Below are 14,591 nucleotides of genomic sequence, written 5' to 3'. Positions count from 1 at the left end.
CTTGTGCTGCCTGGTTTTGATTCGACATGCGCGGCTCCTGGTCGGATGGATTGTTATGGGGGCAAGCGGTGGCGCGCCATTCAGGAGGCGCCTGTCATGGCTTGCTCCAGCGGCGCCAGGCTGGCGGCCAGCAGCTGCCACGCCGTGTTGGCGTAATCGAGCTGACCGCCCAGCGTCTCGGCGTCGGCATTGCTGGCCATGCCGGCGACGGCATCGGCAAAGGCGGCCAGGCCGGCGCTGATGCCCGTCGCTGGCGGTGCCTGCGGCGACTGGCCCCAGTCCTCGGCCAGCACCTGGGCCGTATCGAGTGCGTTGTGAAAGGCGCTGCTGAACTGGCTGTTCTGTACTTGCACCACCTTGGCCACGGCCACCAGCGCATCGGCGCCGGCCAGTTGCTGGTAGGCGCTGGCCAGCAGCGCATTGTTGGCGTTCAGGGCCGCGCGGGCCTGGGCCGTTTCGGCCACGCCCTGTTCCGCCGCATCGATGCCTTGCACCACGAAGTCGCCCGATGGCGCGGTCTTTCCATCACCCTGGGCATCGCGGATCGTGGTCATGGTCTTGACGATCAATTCCGTCACTGCAGCGCCCGTCTTGTTGGCGCCGGCGACGATATCGGCGATATTCGTGTTGATGGCGGCTTTCAGCTGGTCGATGCTGGCCGATGACGCGCTGGCTGCGGCGCCCAGGGCGGCGATGGTTGCGGACAGCGCCGTATTGAAGCCCGCGTTGAGCGGCGCCAGTTCGCCGGCGATCACCCGCATGTCGCCCGTCAGCGCCTGGGCTTGCTGGTTGATGTGTCCCGACTGCACCGCCAGTTGCCGGTAGACCTGCGCGATGTCGGCGCGCGTGGCGCCATCTTGCGCCGCTTGCGCCAGCCGGGGCCGTTGCAGCTGGTAGGCGGCGTCCCATAGCGCGGCAAAGGCCGTCGCCTGGCTCAGCAAACCGATGTAGGAAGGCAGGATGCGGTCGCCGGCGGCCATCGCCCGTCTCTTCATTTGCGACTGGAACTGGCTGACCTGATAGGCCAGGCCGGCATCGACTTGGGCGTCAAGGTCGAGATTGGCTTGCTGCTCCAGCAGATCGGCGGCCGTCTGGGTAAACAGGAACTGGTCGCTGGCGGAAAAATAGTCGACTTGCAAGGCTTGCGGCCCTGGATTGGATGTGCTTGCCATAGGGTTTCCGGGATGGTGGGCGAACGGGATTCCGCACACTATCGCCCAACCTGCGCTTGCCGCTTTGACCTGCCGCAATCGCGCCGAGGGAACGTTAAGCTAGCAATCGCCCCAGCAGCGGCGCCAGCAGCACCGTCACGACGCCGGAAAAGATCATCGTCAGGCTGGCCACGGCGCCTTCTTCCGTGCCGACGCGGCGCGCCACGGACAAGCCAAAGCCGTGCGCGGCCGCGCCGTACGGGGCGCCACGGGCGATGCGCATGCGCAAGGGCAGCAGTTTCAGCAGCGGTTTGCCCAGCATCAGGCCGAACAGGCCCGTCATGACGACGAAGATGCCCGTCAGCTGGGCCGAGCCGCCCATGTGGCGCGACGCTTCCAGCGCGAACGGCGTCGACACGGAACGGGCCAGCAGGCTGCGCGCCATGTCGCCGTGCACGCCCAGCAACTTGTCCAGCAGCAGGGTGGCGGCGACCGATGCGACGATGCCGGCGCAGCTGCCCAGCGACAGCGCCAGCCAGTGTTTGCGAATCAGCTTGCGCTCCTGGAAGATAGGCAGGGCAAACGCGATGGTGGCCGGTCCCAGCAGCCACGGCAGCCAGCGCGTCTCGCCGAAATACGTGGCGAACGGCGTCGAGGTTGCCTGCACGATGATGATGAGTAACGCCGAGGTGCAGATGGCGGGCGTGAGCAAAAAATGCGGATGGCGGCGGTGCAGCGCCTGGTTGGCGTAGAACAGCACCAGGGTCAGCAACAAGAACAGCAGCGACAGGAGCAAAGTACTCATGCTGCCGCCCTGGTCGCGCGCTGGCGCAGCAGTTTTTGCAGGCGCAACTTGCGTTCATGGCGGCAGACCCATTCCACGGTCAAGGCCGTGGCCAGCATCACGCTGGCAAAGCCCAGGCCGATATTTACGAACAGCATCAAACCCTGTGACTTCAACAGTTGCGTAAATTGCACCACGGACACGACCAACGGAATGAAGAACAGGAGCATATTGGCCAGCAGCCAGTTCGCACCCAGTTCGATGGCGGCGGGCCGCACCCAGCCCGCCAGCAGCAGGGCCACGAGCACGAACAGGCCGACGACGCCACCGGAAAATGGCAAGTGCAAGGCGGAGGCGGCTTCGTCGGCCAGCCACCAGGCGGCGATCAAGATGCCCACTTGCCACACGGTCTGCGCGGGCTGGCGCCAGGCAGGGACGGAAAGTGGGGCGGTAGTGGAATAAGGGACGGCTTTCACGGCAGGCTTTCTAGCGGCAGGGGGAAGGTTTCATTGTAGGGAGCCCGCATCAAAAGATAAAATGACTTAAACTCATGATTATCATTCGATTTTGGAATGTATCATGGATATCCGCTCCCTGCGCTACTTCGTCGAAGTGGTCGAGCAAAACAGTTTTACGCGCGCGGCGGCCAAGCTGCACGTGACGCAGCCCACCGTCAGCAAGATGGTCGCCCAGCTGGAACAGTCGCTGGACCTGGCCTTGCTGGACCGCGCGGGCAAGCGCTTTACCCTGACGGACGCGGGCAAGGTGGTGCTGTCGCGTGCGCATGAACTGCTGGCCCTGCACGGGGAATTGAAGGTGGAATTGCGCGACTTGCAACATCTGGAACGGGGTGAATTGCGCGTCGGCGTGTCGCCGCAGACGCACTCGACCCTGGCGCCGTGGCTGGCCGAGTACCACCAGCGCTATCCGGGCATCGAGTTGAAGATGTACGAAAGCGGCACGCAAGCGATCGAGCGCGACTTGCGCACCGGCACGGTGGAACTGGGCACCATGCTCGATTACCCGGGCAATGCGGCCACCTGGCAGGATTTCGAAGCCTTGCCCCTCGTGCGCTCACCGCTGTGCCTGCTGGCCGCGCCCGGCTCGCCGTGGCAGGGGCGCGCTTCCGTGGCCCTGGCCGAGCTGGCCGACAGTCCCTTCATTTTCTACGGCGCCGCGTTTGCCTTGAACGACATCGTGCTCGACGCCTGCCAGCGGGCCGGTTTCGCCCCGCGCATCACGGGCCGCAGCGGGCAGTGGGATTTCATTGCCTCGCTGGTGCAGCTGGGCGTGGGCATCTGCCTGCTGCCGAAGATGTATTGCGATACCCTGGATCAAACGCAATTTACAGTCATTCCCCTCGATGGTCCCCCTGTGGAGTGGAATCTGATGCTGGCCTGGCGCCGCGGAGGGCGGCTGTCATTCGCCGCCCGCGCCTGGCTCGAGCTCGTCAGGGCGCGCATGGCGCAGCCCGGGCGATTACAATAGGCGCTCGCCAACCACCGCCAAGAATATGAAGAACTCAGGTAAAGCCAGACTGAAACGCACGGCAGGCTCATTGCTGCTGGGATTGCTATGCACCGTGGGCCTGATGAGTGAAATGGGTTATGCCCAGGCCGCCATTCCCGTGTATGGCTATTTCGTCAAGAATACCTATCCGCACGACCCCCAGGCATTTACCCAGGGTTTGCTGTTCAAGGATGGCCATCTGTACGAAAGCACGGGCCAGAATGGCCAGTCTTCCTTGCGCAAGGTGGAACTGGCGACGGGGAAGGTGCTGCAGAAAAGCATGCTCGACAAAAAAGTGTTTGGCGAAGGCATCACGGACGTGGGCGATGAAATCATCGGTTTGACGTGGGTGTCGAAGACTGGTTATGTGTTCGACCAGAAAACGTTCAAGCTCAAACGCACCTTCAGCTACCAGGGCGAAGGCTGGGGCCTGGCCAGCGATGGCAAATTCGTCTACATGAGCGACGGCAGTTCCGCCATCCGCGTGCTCAATCCGAAAACCCTGGCCGAGGTGCGCCGCTTCGAGGTCAAGGCCGAGGGCCGCCCCATCGAGCGCCTGAACGAACTGGAAATGGTCGACGGCGAGCTGTACGCCAATGTGTGGGGCGCGGACGTGGTCGCCCGCATCGATCCGGCCAGCGGTAAAGTTGTCGGCTGGATCGACCTGACAGGCTTGTTGCCACCGGAGCAGCGGGGCACGGCCAATCCCGACGCCGTGCTCAACGGCATCGCCTGGGATGCACGCGGCAAGCGCTTGTTTGTCACGGGCAAACTGTGGCCGAAGCTGTTCGAGATCGAGCTGATCGAAATCCAGCGCCGTTGATGTTTTCAATTGGACAGTGTTGCTGAGGAGGAATCGTTTAGAATTCTGATTCTTCGCCCAGTGCGACCTTTACAGGATGCCATGCTGTCCCTCTCTTTATGCCGCCTGGCGGCCGCCGCCAGCCTGCTTGCCGCCATCTGGCCCGCCGCACAGGCGCAGACGCCCAACATGCCGGTGGTCAGGCAATACGGCGACTTTGCCGTCACGAATGGCCGTTACGACTCTCTCCTCACCTTGTCTTTCCGCCGGCACGGCTACTGGCCCGGCGGCGCGCGCGAAGTGGCGGAAGTGCGGCCCATCAAGGCCACGCGCGAAGGCCAGCCCATGCTGCTGGCCTTTACCAAGGGCTATACGGGCCAGGGCACGATACTCATTGGCGTGCAGAATGGCGAACCGCTGATGCGCCCCATCAGTCCCTTGCAGCGCGACAATATGGTGCGCACGGAACGCGATCCCGAATGGGGCGTGCCGCAGCCTGGCCGTCCCGAAGTGCTGCTGTTTCCCCGCGACGGACGCGCGCTCGATACGGGCACGGGCGAGCTGCTGTGGTTTGACGTGCCGGGCAACGTCAGCGGCGACTTTCCGCAGTCCATGCTGGTTTCCGTCTCGCCCGACGGGCGGCGCGGCGCCTATCTGACGAATGCGCTGACGAAGGTGGGGATTATCGTCGCCACGCGCGACGACGGCGTCGCTGGCGTGCTGGCCTTGCCGCCCGATACCTATCAACGGTGGTTGAAACCCTTGTCGGAGACCGCTTCCGCGCAGGCGAGCGCCGCCATCAAGGCGGGAAAGGGCCGCACGGATTCGATCCGTATCCGGCGCGAGCTGGAACTGGCCTGGTTCGGCCAGCAATTTCAATGGAAACAAGGCACGAACGGCTTGCAAGTGACGGGGCTGGGCCTCATTTCCGCGCCGCCGGAAGGAAAACAGCCATGACAATATCCAAACTGATCGCCGGCTGCTTCGCCGCCTCCTTGCTGGCCGGCTGCGTGCACGGCGAAACGTTCCCCAAGGATTATCTGGCGCAAGATATCGACAAGCAGCAAGCCTTGCTGGAACTGGATGTCGTCTTCGGCAAAGAGCCCGATGACAAGCTGACGTCGCGCACGACGGCGCGCAATACCGTGGAATACGCGGGCGCGCCGCATATCGTCGTGCCGTTTTACCAGAAGGGACTCGGTTTCGACCAGGGGTTTGCCGGCACCTATATCTTTGGCGTCGTGTATCCGGTTGCCAAAGTCGAGACGGCCACGGCCAGGAGCCGCGTCTTTGGCCAGAAACTGGATGGCCAGCAGCCGGGCAACCCGCGCTACCGCTTCCGCGTGCCTGGCAAGGCGCAGTGGAACAGCAATGAAACCTTCATGCTGAGCTTTGAGCGCAAGGGCCGCCGCGAAGAAATCACTTTCCGCTTCAGCAACGAGCAAAGCTGCCCATCCGCCTTCCTGGCCACCACGCCACACTATGGTTTTCCCATCAAGGTCGTCGCCACGTTCAAGGACAATAAAGGCTGCCTGAAAGTGTGTGACAGCCGCGAGCAGTGGCCCGGCTTTTGCGCCTTCCAGCCGCCGCCGGCCGCCTGACTATCACCATGCAAGCCACGCGCCGGCGCCTGCCGGTGCGGCGCTTATACACGCACAGCTTTTGCCGATTCTATTCAATTGTCATCGAATGGGGGCTGAAAACGCCTATTTTCATGGCGCAATGCAGGCTGCGCTGCCTCCCGGCCAGCGCATAAATCTTGCCGCAAAAGTATTTTTCTCAGGCGTATGATTTCCTTGCCGTGAACAGCGCGCGCAGATGGCGCGGCCCGGCCCGATATCCGAAACGCATCCTGCCTGTGGAGATACAGAATGAAAATGCCCGTTTTAGGAAGCACCCAGCCCGCCATCACGAATCGTCCGCTCGACATGCTGGACACCGACAAGGCGGCCGTGCGCGCCATCGCCCAGGCGGCCGTCAGCGTGGAACTGTTCACCATTCCCCTGTACATGGCCACCATGTATTCGATCCAGGGCACGCACCAGATCAACTCGAAAGGCATCACGTATTACGAAGGCCGCCAGTGGCCGGGCATGGGCACCACGGCCCGCCCCGAGCTGGCCGAGCAGAAAGCCTTCAATATCATTTTCAGCGTCTTCATCCAGGAAATGCTGCACCTGCAGATGGCGGCCAACCTGGCCACGGCCATCGGCACGGCGCCATGCTTCACGGGGTCTGAGCTGCAATCGCAGGACCATGGCTGGACCTGTTACGGCGAGAGCTGCACGGTGATCCCGCACATCGTCGACTTGCAGGACACGTCCGGCTACCGCCACGTGCGCGTCAACCTGGAAGAATTGAACGACAACCAGTGCGACCTGTTCCTCGCCATCGAGCAGCCGGAGGCGCAGGCGCGCGCCCAGTTGGCCGAGTTCGACAAGCACAACCACACGAAATATTTTCCGGAAGTGCCGCTGCCGGGCTGGACGCCGGGCAAGCACGTGCACGATCTGCCCCTGTTCGGCACCATCGGCTACATGTACGAATGCTATGCACGCTATATCAGCATCGAATACACGGATGGCCAGACCCTGTGGCAAAAACTGTTCGTCAACGGCTCGGTGCAGCAGGACATGTTCAACAGCCGTGTCCAGGGCCATGCGCGGGCGGAATTTCCCCGCTTTGACACCTGCTTCGGCCCGCAGGACCAGGATGGCGGCCAGACGGTCTCGTTCAACAAGGCCATCGACATGATGGCGGCCATCACGGACCAGGGCGAGGGCAGCGCAACAGCCATCCAGCGCTACCGGCGCGACGCGGCGCAGCGCCTGATGGCCGTGCAGCCCGATTACCGCGAAGATCTGGCCGCCTTGCAGTGCGATTATCCGTCCTACGCGAACAATGGCAAGGAGGCCGAATCGCGCGATGCGCAGGCGCGCCATGACAGCGCCCCGTTCGACCACTACGAGCGCTTCGGCCAAGTCAAGTCCATGCTGCCCGTGAAGACGTGGGCCGGCTGGCACAGGGACGGCGGGCGCTGGAGCGAGGCCATGCTGATCAACGAGCGCTACAATCCGGCCACTGCGCCGAAGAACATTCCCGCGCCGGCCGCCGTGGCGGGCGCCCTGAACCGCTTGAAGGACGCCAGCGGCACCCTGGGAATGCTGAGCACGGTGGCCACGGGCGCCATCTACGGCATCACTTCCGTGCTGGACCAGTACTGGCTGAACCAGCAACTGGACTTCCCGTATCCGTCGATGGTGGGCGCGGGCGACCGCATGGCCATCTGCTGGGCCGTACTGGGCCAGGCGCCGAACCTGGCGACGGGCGTGCCGCTGGCCGACAAGTCCGTGCTGTACCACGCTTGCCAGGGCATGCATCTGGAGGGCGAAGCATCGTCCACCTGCGCCGCGCTGGCCGTCTACCATACGTGCCGCGGCTCCAACGGCTGCCACGCTCAGGGCGGCTGCGGCTTCGCCCAGGCCGACACGGGCGGCTCGTCCTGCGGCCACTCGGTCAAGGCCGCCGCGTCGCCGGGCACGCCGTGCTATGTGCCGCCACCGCCACCGGAGGCCGATAAAGTCTACAGCGCGCCCAGCGACAACAAATGCGCGAGCTTTGGCGGCTGCGCCGTGCCGATTTCGGCCTCGCAGCTGTATCCGAACACCACAGGCAGGGAACCGCCCGAGCCCGCCACCATGACCTTGTACGATTTCGGCCCCGCGCCCGATCACCGCAGCAAGCCGCTGGGCCAGACGATGAGCTTTGCGCTGGGCGACAATGTCTACGACAAGGCCTGGGAAGCCTACGGCAAGGTGATGGCGGCGCGCGGCACGCCGGTGGGAGCGCCGCCTGCGCCCACCGACCTGCGCCTGGCCTTGCCGCCGTCGACCTGATGCGGGGCATCCTGCACGAGGCGCGGCCGCGCCTGGGCCTGCCGAACCTGGGCCTGGGCGTGGGGCTGCGCCCGCCGCACTATGAACACATCCTGCGCCACGGGTCGCAAGTGGACTGGTTCGAGATCATCAGCGAAAATTTCATCGACAACCACGGCTACGCGCGCCATGTGCTCGAGCAGGTGGCGGCGCAGGTGCCCATCGTCATGCATGGCGTGTCGCTGTCGATCGGCAGCAGCGATCCCCTGAGCCTGGCCTACCTGCGCAAGCTGCGCCAGCTGGCCGCCGAGATCCGGCCCGCGTGGATTTCCGACCACCTGTGCTGGACGGGCGCCGCCTCGCTCAACAGCCACGACTTGCTGCCGCTGCCGCTGGACGAGGCCAGCTTGCGCCACGTGGGCGCACGCGTGCGGCAGGTGCAGGAATTCCTGGGCCGTCCGCTGATCCTGGAAAACCCCAGTACCTACGTGGAGTTTGCCCAGTCCAGCATGCCGGAATGGGAATTCCTGGGACGGCTGGCCGAGGACACGGGCTGCGGGCTCTTGCTCGACGTCAATAATGTTCACGTCAGCGCGCATAACCACGGCTATGACGCGGCCGCCTACATCCGCCAGCTGCCGCACGACCACATCGTGCAGATCCACCTGGCCGGGCCCACCGTCTGCGGCGCGATGCTGATCGATACCCACGATGCGCCCGTGCCGGCCGCCGTCTGGCGCCTGTACGCGCTGGCGCAGCAGCTGACGGGCGGCGTGTCGGCCCTGCTGGAATGGGATGCGGAGATTCCCCCGTATCCGCAACTGCTGGCCGAACTGAACAAGGCGCGCGCGGCGGTGCGGGGCGAATTCTCGGACGCGGCGCCAGCCACGGTCAAGGTGACCGCCGCCGTCTCCACGCCGCTGGGCTTTCACCTGGAGGCCGCCCATGCACGGTAATGGCGCGCCGCTGGCGCAATTGCAGGCCTGGTTCCTGACGGCCATGACGGCGCCCGGCGGCGCCGTGCACGGCGCGCAGCTGGCCAGCGAGCGCCACGGCTTGACGCAGGAGCAAGTGCTGAAACGGGCGCGGGGCGGGCCGGCACCGCTGCACATCCATGCGGACGGCTACGTGCAGCGCCTGCTCGAATGCCTGCAGGCCGATTATCCCGTCTTGCGCAAGGTCATGGGTGGCGAGCTGTTCGCCTTCTTTGCCCGCGCCTATGTGTGGCGCCACCCGTCCGCTTCTCCCACCTTGTATGACTTGGGGAGCGGCTTTGCCGACTTTCTCGCCGCCAGCCAACGCGGCGCCGGGGCACAGGGAGACGCCTTGCGCTTTGCCGTCGAACTGGCGCAGCTGGAGCGGGCGCGCAGCGAGGCGGGCAGGGCGCCGGGGCTGGAAAAACGCCCGCCGCCCATCTTGCCTTCCGACCTGGACTTGATGTTGGGAATGGCGCCGGCCTGGCGTCTGGCGCCGTGCACGCGGCTGCTGGCCCTGTCGTTCCCCCTGTGTACTTTCTGGCAACAGGCGCAAGCCGCGCCGGACGACGCCGTGCCGGCCCAGCCGGAGCCAGCTCCCGCCTTTGTCGCCATTTCACGCATGCATTATCGGCTTGCCATGCAGGAGTTGCAGCCGTGGCAGTTTTACTGCTTGCAGGCGCTGGCCGGTGGCGCGTCGCTGGCGCAATGTGCACAGCAGGCGGCGCAGTCGAGTGGCAGGGAGCCGGACGAAGTGCTGGCCGACGCTATGCTGTGGCTGCTCATGGCGGCCGCGGCAGGGCTGGTCATCATCGATGCGTGAGCGGAAAGCGGCGGGCGAAAAAAAAGGCCGATGAAGATCGGCCTCGATGACACTACAGGAACAACTGCAAGTAGTGCTTAACGGTAAAACGCTTCGACTTTGCCCTTGAGCTTGATCTGCAGCGGACGGCCGCGGCGGTCGAGCGACTTGGTGGAAGCGACCTTGATCCAGCGTTCGCTGATGCAATATTCTTCCACGTCAAGACGTTCTTTATCGTTGAAGCGGATGCCGACGTCGTTCTCGAACACGGCTGCAACGTGATAAAGGCTGCTAGGGTCGATCGACAGGCGATCGGGCAATGGGGGTAAGGTGGTGGTATCGTTCATGGGCGTCATTATCGCCCAGAATGCGGTTCCAGACAACGGCCTTTCGCGTGCCGGTTATCTGGCCGGACGCGAAATGGCGGGTTCGGCCGTGTGCGTGGAGGGTGACGGTAGTGATGAGGAACCGTGCTGCGTTCCCGTCGGGTCGGCCAGCTGGATGGTCGTGCCGTGCTGCCATGCATCGGCGCCGTCCATGATGGCGGGCGCGGCGATATCGGCCCGCTGGCGGCGTTTTTCGACGGAATCGATGCGGAAGCGGCGGTCGCGCGCGGCGACCATGGCGGCGTCGGCCTGCCCATCGTTTGTGAATCCCATCATCAGTTGCGGCACGCCCAGCGGCAAGGTCTTGTGCACGTCCGTGTGCCAGGTATGCCAGGTCTTGCCATACGTGGCGACGAGTTTTTGCATCAAGGCCTTTTCGGCCACGGCGGGAATGCCGGGGGCGATCAGCTGGCCTGATTTGACTTCATGCACATGGCTGTGCCACAGCGCTTTTTCCGCCGCGGGCAAACTTTCGTACAGCCTGGCGCTGACGATGTACTCCACGCCCATCAGCTTGGCATCCTTGACATTGCCATCGTAGATCACGCACTGGATCAGCTCTTCATTGACGATGGCGCAATAATGGTGCGCTTCCATCTGGCCGCGCAGATTGCCATTGTAGAAATGGAAACCATCAAGGTAGGCGTTCAGGGCCGCAATCGGCGGCCGGGCTTGCAGGGCATCGGCGCCCGCGTCCAGCACGCGCGTGGAGACCCCGGCCGGTGCGCCCGGCGCCTCCACGTTTGATGCCGTATTCCTGGCGCCGCAGGCGGCAAGGCCCATGCCCAGCCCGGCGCACAGCATGGCCGTCAGCGCTTTCATATCAGGAAGGCGCATCGGGCCATGCCCTGGGATCAGGATTTGTCGTCATTCTTGTGGCTTTGACGTCCCGCTTCCACGTGCTGCTCATGCGTGCCGCCGCGCGTGCCCGTGCCGGAACCCGATTGCTGGCCCGACTGTTGGCCCGATTGCTGCGAGCCCGATTGCTTGTCGCCGTCATTCTTGTGGCTTTGGCGGCCCGCCTCGACATGCTGCTCGTGCGTGCCGCCTTGGGTGCCGCCCGACGATTGACGGGTGCCGGACTGTTTGTCCGACTGCTGGCTGCCCGATTGGCCCGATTGCTGTTTGTCCGATTGGCTGCCCGATTTGTCGTTGCTGTTCGAAGTCATGGTCGTGTCCCCTATGGTTGATTTGCGAAATCATCCGGTTCAACATTGGCTGCACCGTTGAGACCATTCTCGCTGCCTGCGTCGGGCTTAACCATAGGGACACGACTTGTCGCCACGTAGGAAAACTCCGGGGTAGCAGACAACCATTTCTACATTGCTACTACAGATGCCGCGTTTCCTGCGGCGGCGCATCCCACTCGTCATGCCTGCCATCGACAAAGGTGACGGGCACTTGCGCCAGCTCGGCCGACGATGCGTCATCGAGGCAGCTGACGCCGATGCCGACGAACGGTCCGCTGCGGGGAGAATTACCGTGGCCGAACGGGCGCACGCCGCAATGGCGGCAAAAATAATGGCGTTCGCAGCGGGCGCCGAAGCGATACTCGCTCAAGTCCGCCTCACCGGCCAGCAAGCGAAAATCCGCAGGCGGCACCAGGCTGGCCCAGCAGCGGATTTTCAGGCAGTAGGAACAGTTGCAACGCAGGCTGGGGGCAGCTAGGTCGATCTCGGCAGCGAAGCGCACGGCGCCGCAGTGGCAACTGCCATGGTAGGTTTTTTTCATCTGGCCTACTTTACAGGGTTGCCGCACTGTCATGCAACTGCTGGAATTGCGACAGCTGCTGCTGCATCAGCCGCGCATACTGTCCGCCCGCGCGCAGCAGCTCGGCGTGCGTGCCTTGCTGGCAAATCCGGCCCTTGTCCATGACGATGATGCGGTCCGCTTTCACAATCGTCGAAAAGCGGTGGGCGATGATGATCGTGGTGCGTCCCTGCATCAGAGTATCGAGGGCGTGCTGCACCAGCTGTTCGCTGGCGGCGTCGAGCGCACTGGTCGCTTCGTCCAGGATGAGGATTTTCGGCGCGCGCAGGATGGCGCGGGCAATTGCGATGCGCTGCTTCTGTCCGCCGGACAATTGAACGCCCCGTTCGCCCACGAGGGTTTCGTAGCCGTCCGGAAAGGCTGCAATAAAATCGTGGGCATGCGCCAGGCGTGCCGCCGCCACCATCGCTTCGCGCGCCACGACCCGATCGGGCACGGCAAAGGCGATATTCTCGGCGATGCTGCCGGAAAACAGCGCCGGTTCCTGTTCCACCACGGCCATCTGGCGCCGCAGCTGCGTCACGCCCAGCACGTGCGCATCGATGCCGTCGAACTGCAGGCTGCCCGCGGCTATCTGGTAGTGGCCCAGCACGAGGCTGGCGATGGTGGACTTGCCCGCACCCGAAGCGCCGACGAGGGCGATTTTTTCGCCCGCGCGTATGGACAGGCTGACGCCGTCGAGGGCCGTCGCTTGGGTGCGCTCGGGATAGGAAAAACGCACGTCGCGCAGCGCGATATGGCCGGCCAGCGGCGGCTGCGGCGCCGCTTCGGGCACGGGACGGTGGCTGCGCAGGATCTCGAAGATGCGGTCAGTCGAGCCCATCGTGCGCATCCACGTGTTCCAGAATTCGCTGATGGAGCCGGCCGTGTCCGTCACCATGCTGGCATAGATGACAAAGGCCGTCAGCTCGCCCACGCTCAGGCGGCCCTGGCCGATCAGGTGCGCGCCGAAGCACAAGGTGGTCAGCAGGGCAACAAAGGCGAGCAAGCCCTGCGCGCCCTGGAACACTGCCAGCAGCCGCGTGCCGGCTAGCGACACGCCCAGCAGCTCGCGCATGGCTTGCGCGTAGCGCGCCATGGCACCGCCTTGCTGGTTGAAGGCCTGCACCAGGCGCGCATGGGCAAAATATTCCTGCGCCACCTTGCCGCTGGCGGCCAGGGTGGCGGAAATGGCCCGTGCGCGCGTCCGGTAATTGCTGCCCGATAACTTGCCGAGATACAGGCTGATGGGGATGAACAGGGCTAGCGGCAAGCTCAGCATGGGCGACAGCTGCAGCAGCATGGCGATGCCGCCCACAAACACGCACAGCGAGCGCAGCGCATTGGCCGCGCCGATGGTCAGGCTTTCATGCAGGGCAGACACGTCGGACGTGAGCCGGCTGTTCAGTTCGCCACCGTGGTGCTTGTCGAAAAAGGCGATGGGCTGGTTGATCACCACGTCGAACAGGCGCCGGCGCACGCCCATGACGATCATGTGGCCGCCCGACTGCAGCAAATAGAAGCGTGCGGCCGAGGCCAGCGCATACAGCAGGCTGAAGGCCAGCATGGCGGCCACCATGCCCGGCGTGACGCCGCGCCGCGTCAGTTGCGCCACGTTGTCGATGAAATACGCGATGGCTTGCGGAAAGGCCAGTTGCGCGCCCACAGTAAGGGCCATGCACAGCAGGCCGGCGGCGATGCGCCAGCGCACCGGGTACAGCAGGCGCAGGCGTTCCAGATGCGGGCTGAAGTTCATATTGCTCATGCGGCGCGCTCCTGCGACGGTACGGCGTTCAATTGTCCGGCCAGGGCCAGCCAGTCCTCGTCGCCAATCAGGCCGGCCGCTTCCACCGTACCCTCGTGATTGACGAACACATAGGAAGGCGAACTCATCATTGGATTCACGCGCCGGTAATCGCGCAGCGTCAGCCGCGCCGCCGCTTCCCGCAAGGCGTTGCCGGGCAAGAAGGCACGCAGCCTCCGGGCCGGTTCTTCGCTGATCAGCCACATGGCCAGGCCGGCCTCGCGTGCCAGCGGCAGCAGCAGTTCGATGTCCGCCAGCTTTTCCGCGCATTTCGGACAGCGGCTGGCCAAAAACAGCAGCACGGCCGCCTGGCCCGCGGCGCCCGGCTGGAAACGCGCGCCGCCAGCCAGCGGACGGGCTTGCACGGCAGGCAGCGGCTCGCCCGGCTCCAGCGCAGTGGGCGCGATGCGTTCGCGGCGGCTGGCGCGCAGCACCGCCAGGGTCAGCCAGATATTGCCGGCGACGGCAAAGGCCAGCGCCGCCAGCACGAACTGTAAAGTCAGGGCATCCATCAGCCCGCCTTTGCCAGAGTTGCGATGTCGTGCAGGGAAATCAAGGCCACGCAGACGATGGCCGCCAAGCCGGCGGCCAACAGGGAGGTGGCGACGGGCAAGGCCGTTTCCTGCGCCAGCGCAAAGTAGCTGCCGTTGATGCCGACCGCCAGCATGTTGCGCAGCAGGTCGTACTGCGACACGGGCCGCGCCGCTTCGCCAAAGCAGCTGCAGCGCACCACGCTGTGCGTAAAGTAGCGCCAG

General features: G+C 64.5%; 17 protein-coding genes. 7 read left to right on the top strand and 10 right to left on the bottom strand.

Annotated features, from left to right (window positions below; all coding sequences use genetic code 11):
• Positions 1-80 precede the first annotated feature (80 nt).
• The 3 genes from VM94_RS11265 to VM94_RS11255 all read right to left on the bottom strand — a co-directional run bounded on the left by VM94_RS11265 (position 81) and on the right by VM94_RS11255 (position 2,411).
• Positions 81-1,172 carry a hypothetical protein gene (locus VM94_RS11265; RefSeq protein ID WP_138829094.1) on the bottom strand — a complete coding sequence of 364 codons (1,092 nt, stop codon included), beginning with the start codon at positions 1,170-1,172 and terminating at the stop codon, positions 81-83.
• A 94-nt stretch (positions 1,173-1,266) separates the two neighbouring features.
• The gene (locus VM94_RS11260) at positions 1,267-1,956 is read right to left on the bottom strand and encodes an LrgB family protein (protein ID WP_046683577.1); all 690 of its coding nucleotides are present in this window, start codon (positions 1,954-1,956) and stop codon (positions 1,267-1,269) included.
• A complete protein-coding gene (locus VM94_RS11255) occupies positions 1,953-2,411 on the bottom strand; it encodes a CidA/LrgA family protein (RefSeq protein ID WP_046683576.1) in 459 nt (152 codons plus the stop codon). Before VM94_RS11255 ends, VM94_RS11260 begins: the two co-directional genes overlap by 4 nt.
• A 103-nt stretch (positions 2,412-2,514) precedes the next feature.
• Between VM94_RS11255 and VM94_RS11250 the strand changes: the two genes are divergently transcribed.
• The 7 genes from VM94_RS11250 to VM94_RS11220 all read left to right on the top strand — a co-directional run bounded on the left by VM94_RS11250 (position 2,515) and on the right by VM94_RS11220 (position 9,918).
• Positions 2,515-3,423, top strand: coding sequence for a LysR family transcriptional regulator (locus VM94_RS11250; protein ID WP_046683575.1), 909 nt, complete (start codon positions 2,515-2,517; stop codon positions 3,421-3,423).
• Positions 3,424-3,448: 25 nt separating this feature from the next.
• Complete coding sequence (locus tag VM94_RS11245) at positions 3,449-4,267, top strand: glutaminyl-peptide cyclotransferase (RefSeq protein WP_200899214.1); 819 nt, start codon at positions 3,449-3,451, stop codon at positions 4,265-4,267.
• A gap of 81 nt (positions 4,268-4,348) precedes the next feature.
• Complete coding sequence (locus VM94_RS11240) at positions 4,349-5,203, top strand: hypothetical protein (protein WP_052755719.1); 855 nt, start codon at positions 4,349-4,351, stop codon at positions 5,201-5,203.
• On the top strand, positions 5,200-5,847 hold the full coding sequence (locus VM94_RS11235; RefSeq protein ID WP_046683574.1) for a hypothetical protein: 648 nt from the start codon (positions 5,200-5,202) through the stop codon (positions 5,845-5,847). The genes VM94_RS11240 and VM94_RS11235 overlap by 4 nt, the downstream gene beginning before the upstream one ends.
• Before the next feature lie 270 nt (positions 5,848-6,117).
• On the top strand, positions 6,118-8,142 hold the full coding sequence (locus VM94_RS11230) for a ferritin-like domain-containing protein (protein WP_052755718.1): 2,025 nt from the start codon (positions 6,118-6,120) through the stop codon (positions 8,140-8,142).
• The gene (bufB, locus tag VM94_RS11225; RefSeq protein ID WP_046683573.1) at positions 8,142-9,077 is read left to right on the top strand and encodes an MNIO family bufferin maturase; all 936 of its coding nucleotides are present in this window, start codon (positions 8,142-8,144) and stop codon (positions 9,075-9,077) included. Before VM94_RS11230 ends, bufB begins: the two co-directional genes overlap by 1 nt.
• Positions 9,067-9,918 carry an HvfC/BufC N-terminal domain-containing protein gene (locus VM94_RS11220; RefSeq protein ID WP_046683572.1) on the top strand — a complete coding sequence of 284 codons (852 nt, stop codon included), beginning with the start codon at positions 9,067-9,069 and terminating at the stop codon, positions 9,916-9,918. Before bufB ends, VM94_RS11220 begins: the two co-directional genes overlap by 11 nt.
• A 77-nt stretch (positions 9,919-9,995) precedes the next feature.
• On the opposite strand, the gene VM94_RS11215 is transcribed toward VM94_RS11220, so the two are convergent.
• The 7 genes from VM94_RS11215 to VM94_RS11185 form a co-directional block, all read right to left on the bottom strand.
• On the bottom strand, positions 9,996-10,244 hold the full coding sequence (locus tag VM94_RS11215; protein WP_046683585.1) for a DUF3297 family protein: 249 nt from the start codon (positions 10,242-10,244) through the stop codon (positions 9,996-9,998).
• Between the two features lie 54 nt (positions 10,245-10,298).
• Positions 10,299-11,120, bottom strand: coding sequence for an OBAP family protein (locus VM94_RS11210; protein ID WP_082127674.1), 822 nt, complete (start codon positions 11,118-11,120; stop codon positions 10,299-10,301).
• Positions 11,121-11,137: 17 nt separating this feature from the next.
• Positions 11,138-11,452: a hypothetical protein gene (locus VM94_RS11205; protein ID WP_035818984.1), complete on the bottom strand. Its 315-nt coding sequence runs from the start codon at positions 11,450-11,452 to the stop codon at positions 11,138-11,140.
• Positions 11,453-11,612: 160 nt separating this feature from the next.
• Positions 11,613-12,014, bottom strand: a complete 402-nt coding sequence (locus VM94_RS11200; protein ID WP_046683571.1) for a GFA family protein — start codon at positions 12,012-12,014, stop codon at positions 11,613-11,615.
• 10 nt (positions 12,015-12,024) lie between these two features.
• Positions 12,025-13,797: an ABC transporter ATP-binding protein gene (locus VM94_RS11195; RefSeq protein ID WP_052755716.1), complete on the bottom strand. Its 1,773-nt coding sequence runs from the start codon at positions 13,795-13,797 to the stop codon at positions 12,025-12,027.
• Positions 13,794-14,348, bottom strand: coding sequence for a hypothetical protein (locus VM94_RS11190; protein WP_046683570.1), 555 nt, complete (start codon positions 14,346-14,348; stop codon positions 13,794-13,796). The genes VM94_RS11195 and VM94_RS11190 overlap by 4 nt, the downstream gene beginning before the upstream one ends.
• The coding region (locus tag VM94_RS11185) for a hypothetical protein (protein WP_046683569.1) at positions 14,348-14,591 on the bottom strand (244 nt) is incomplete at its 5' end. The genes VM94_RS11185 and VM94_RS11190, both read right to left, overlap by 1 nt.

This window comes from Janthinobacterium sp. KBS0711, assembly GCF_000988085.1.
Lineage (GTDB): Bacteria > Pseudomonadota > Gammaproteobacteria > Burkholderiales > Burkholderiaceae_D > Janthinobacterium > Janthinobacterium lividum_E.
The sequence above is the reverse complement of the archived record's forward strand: the minus strand, read 5'-3'. Positions and strand labels throughout refer to the sequence as shown.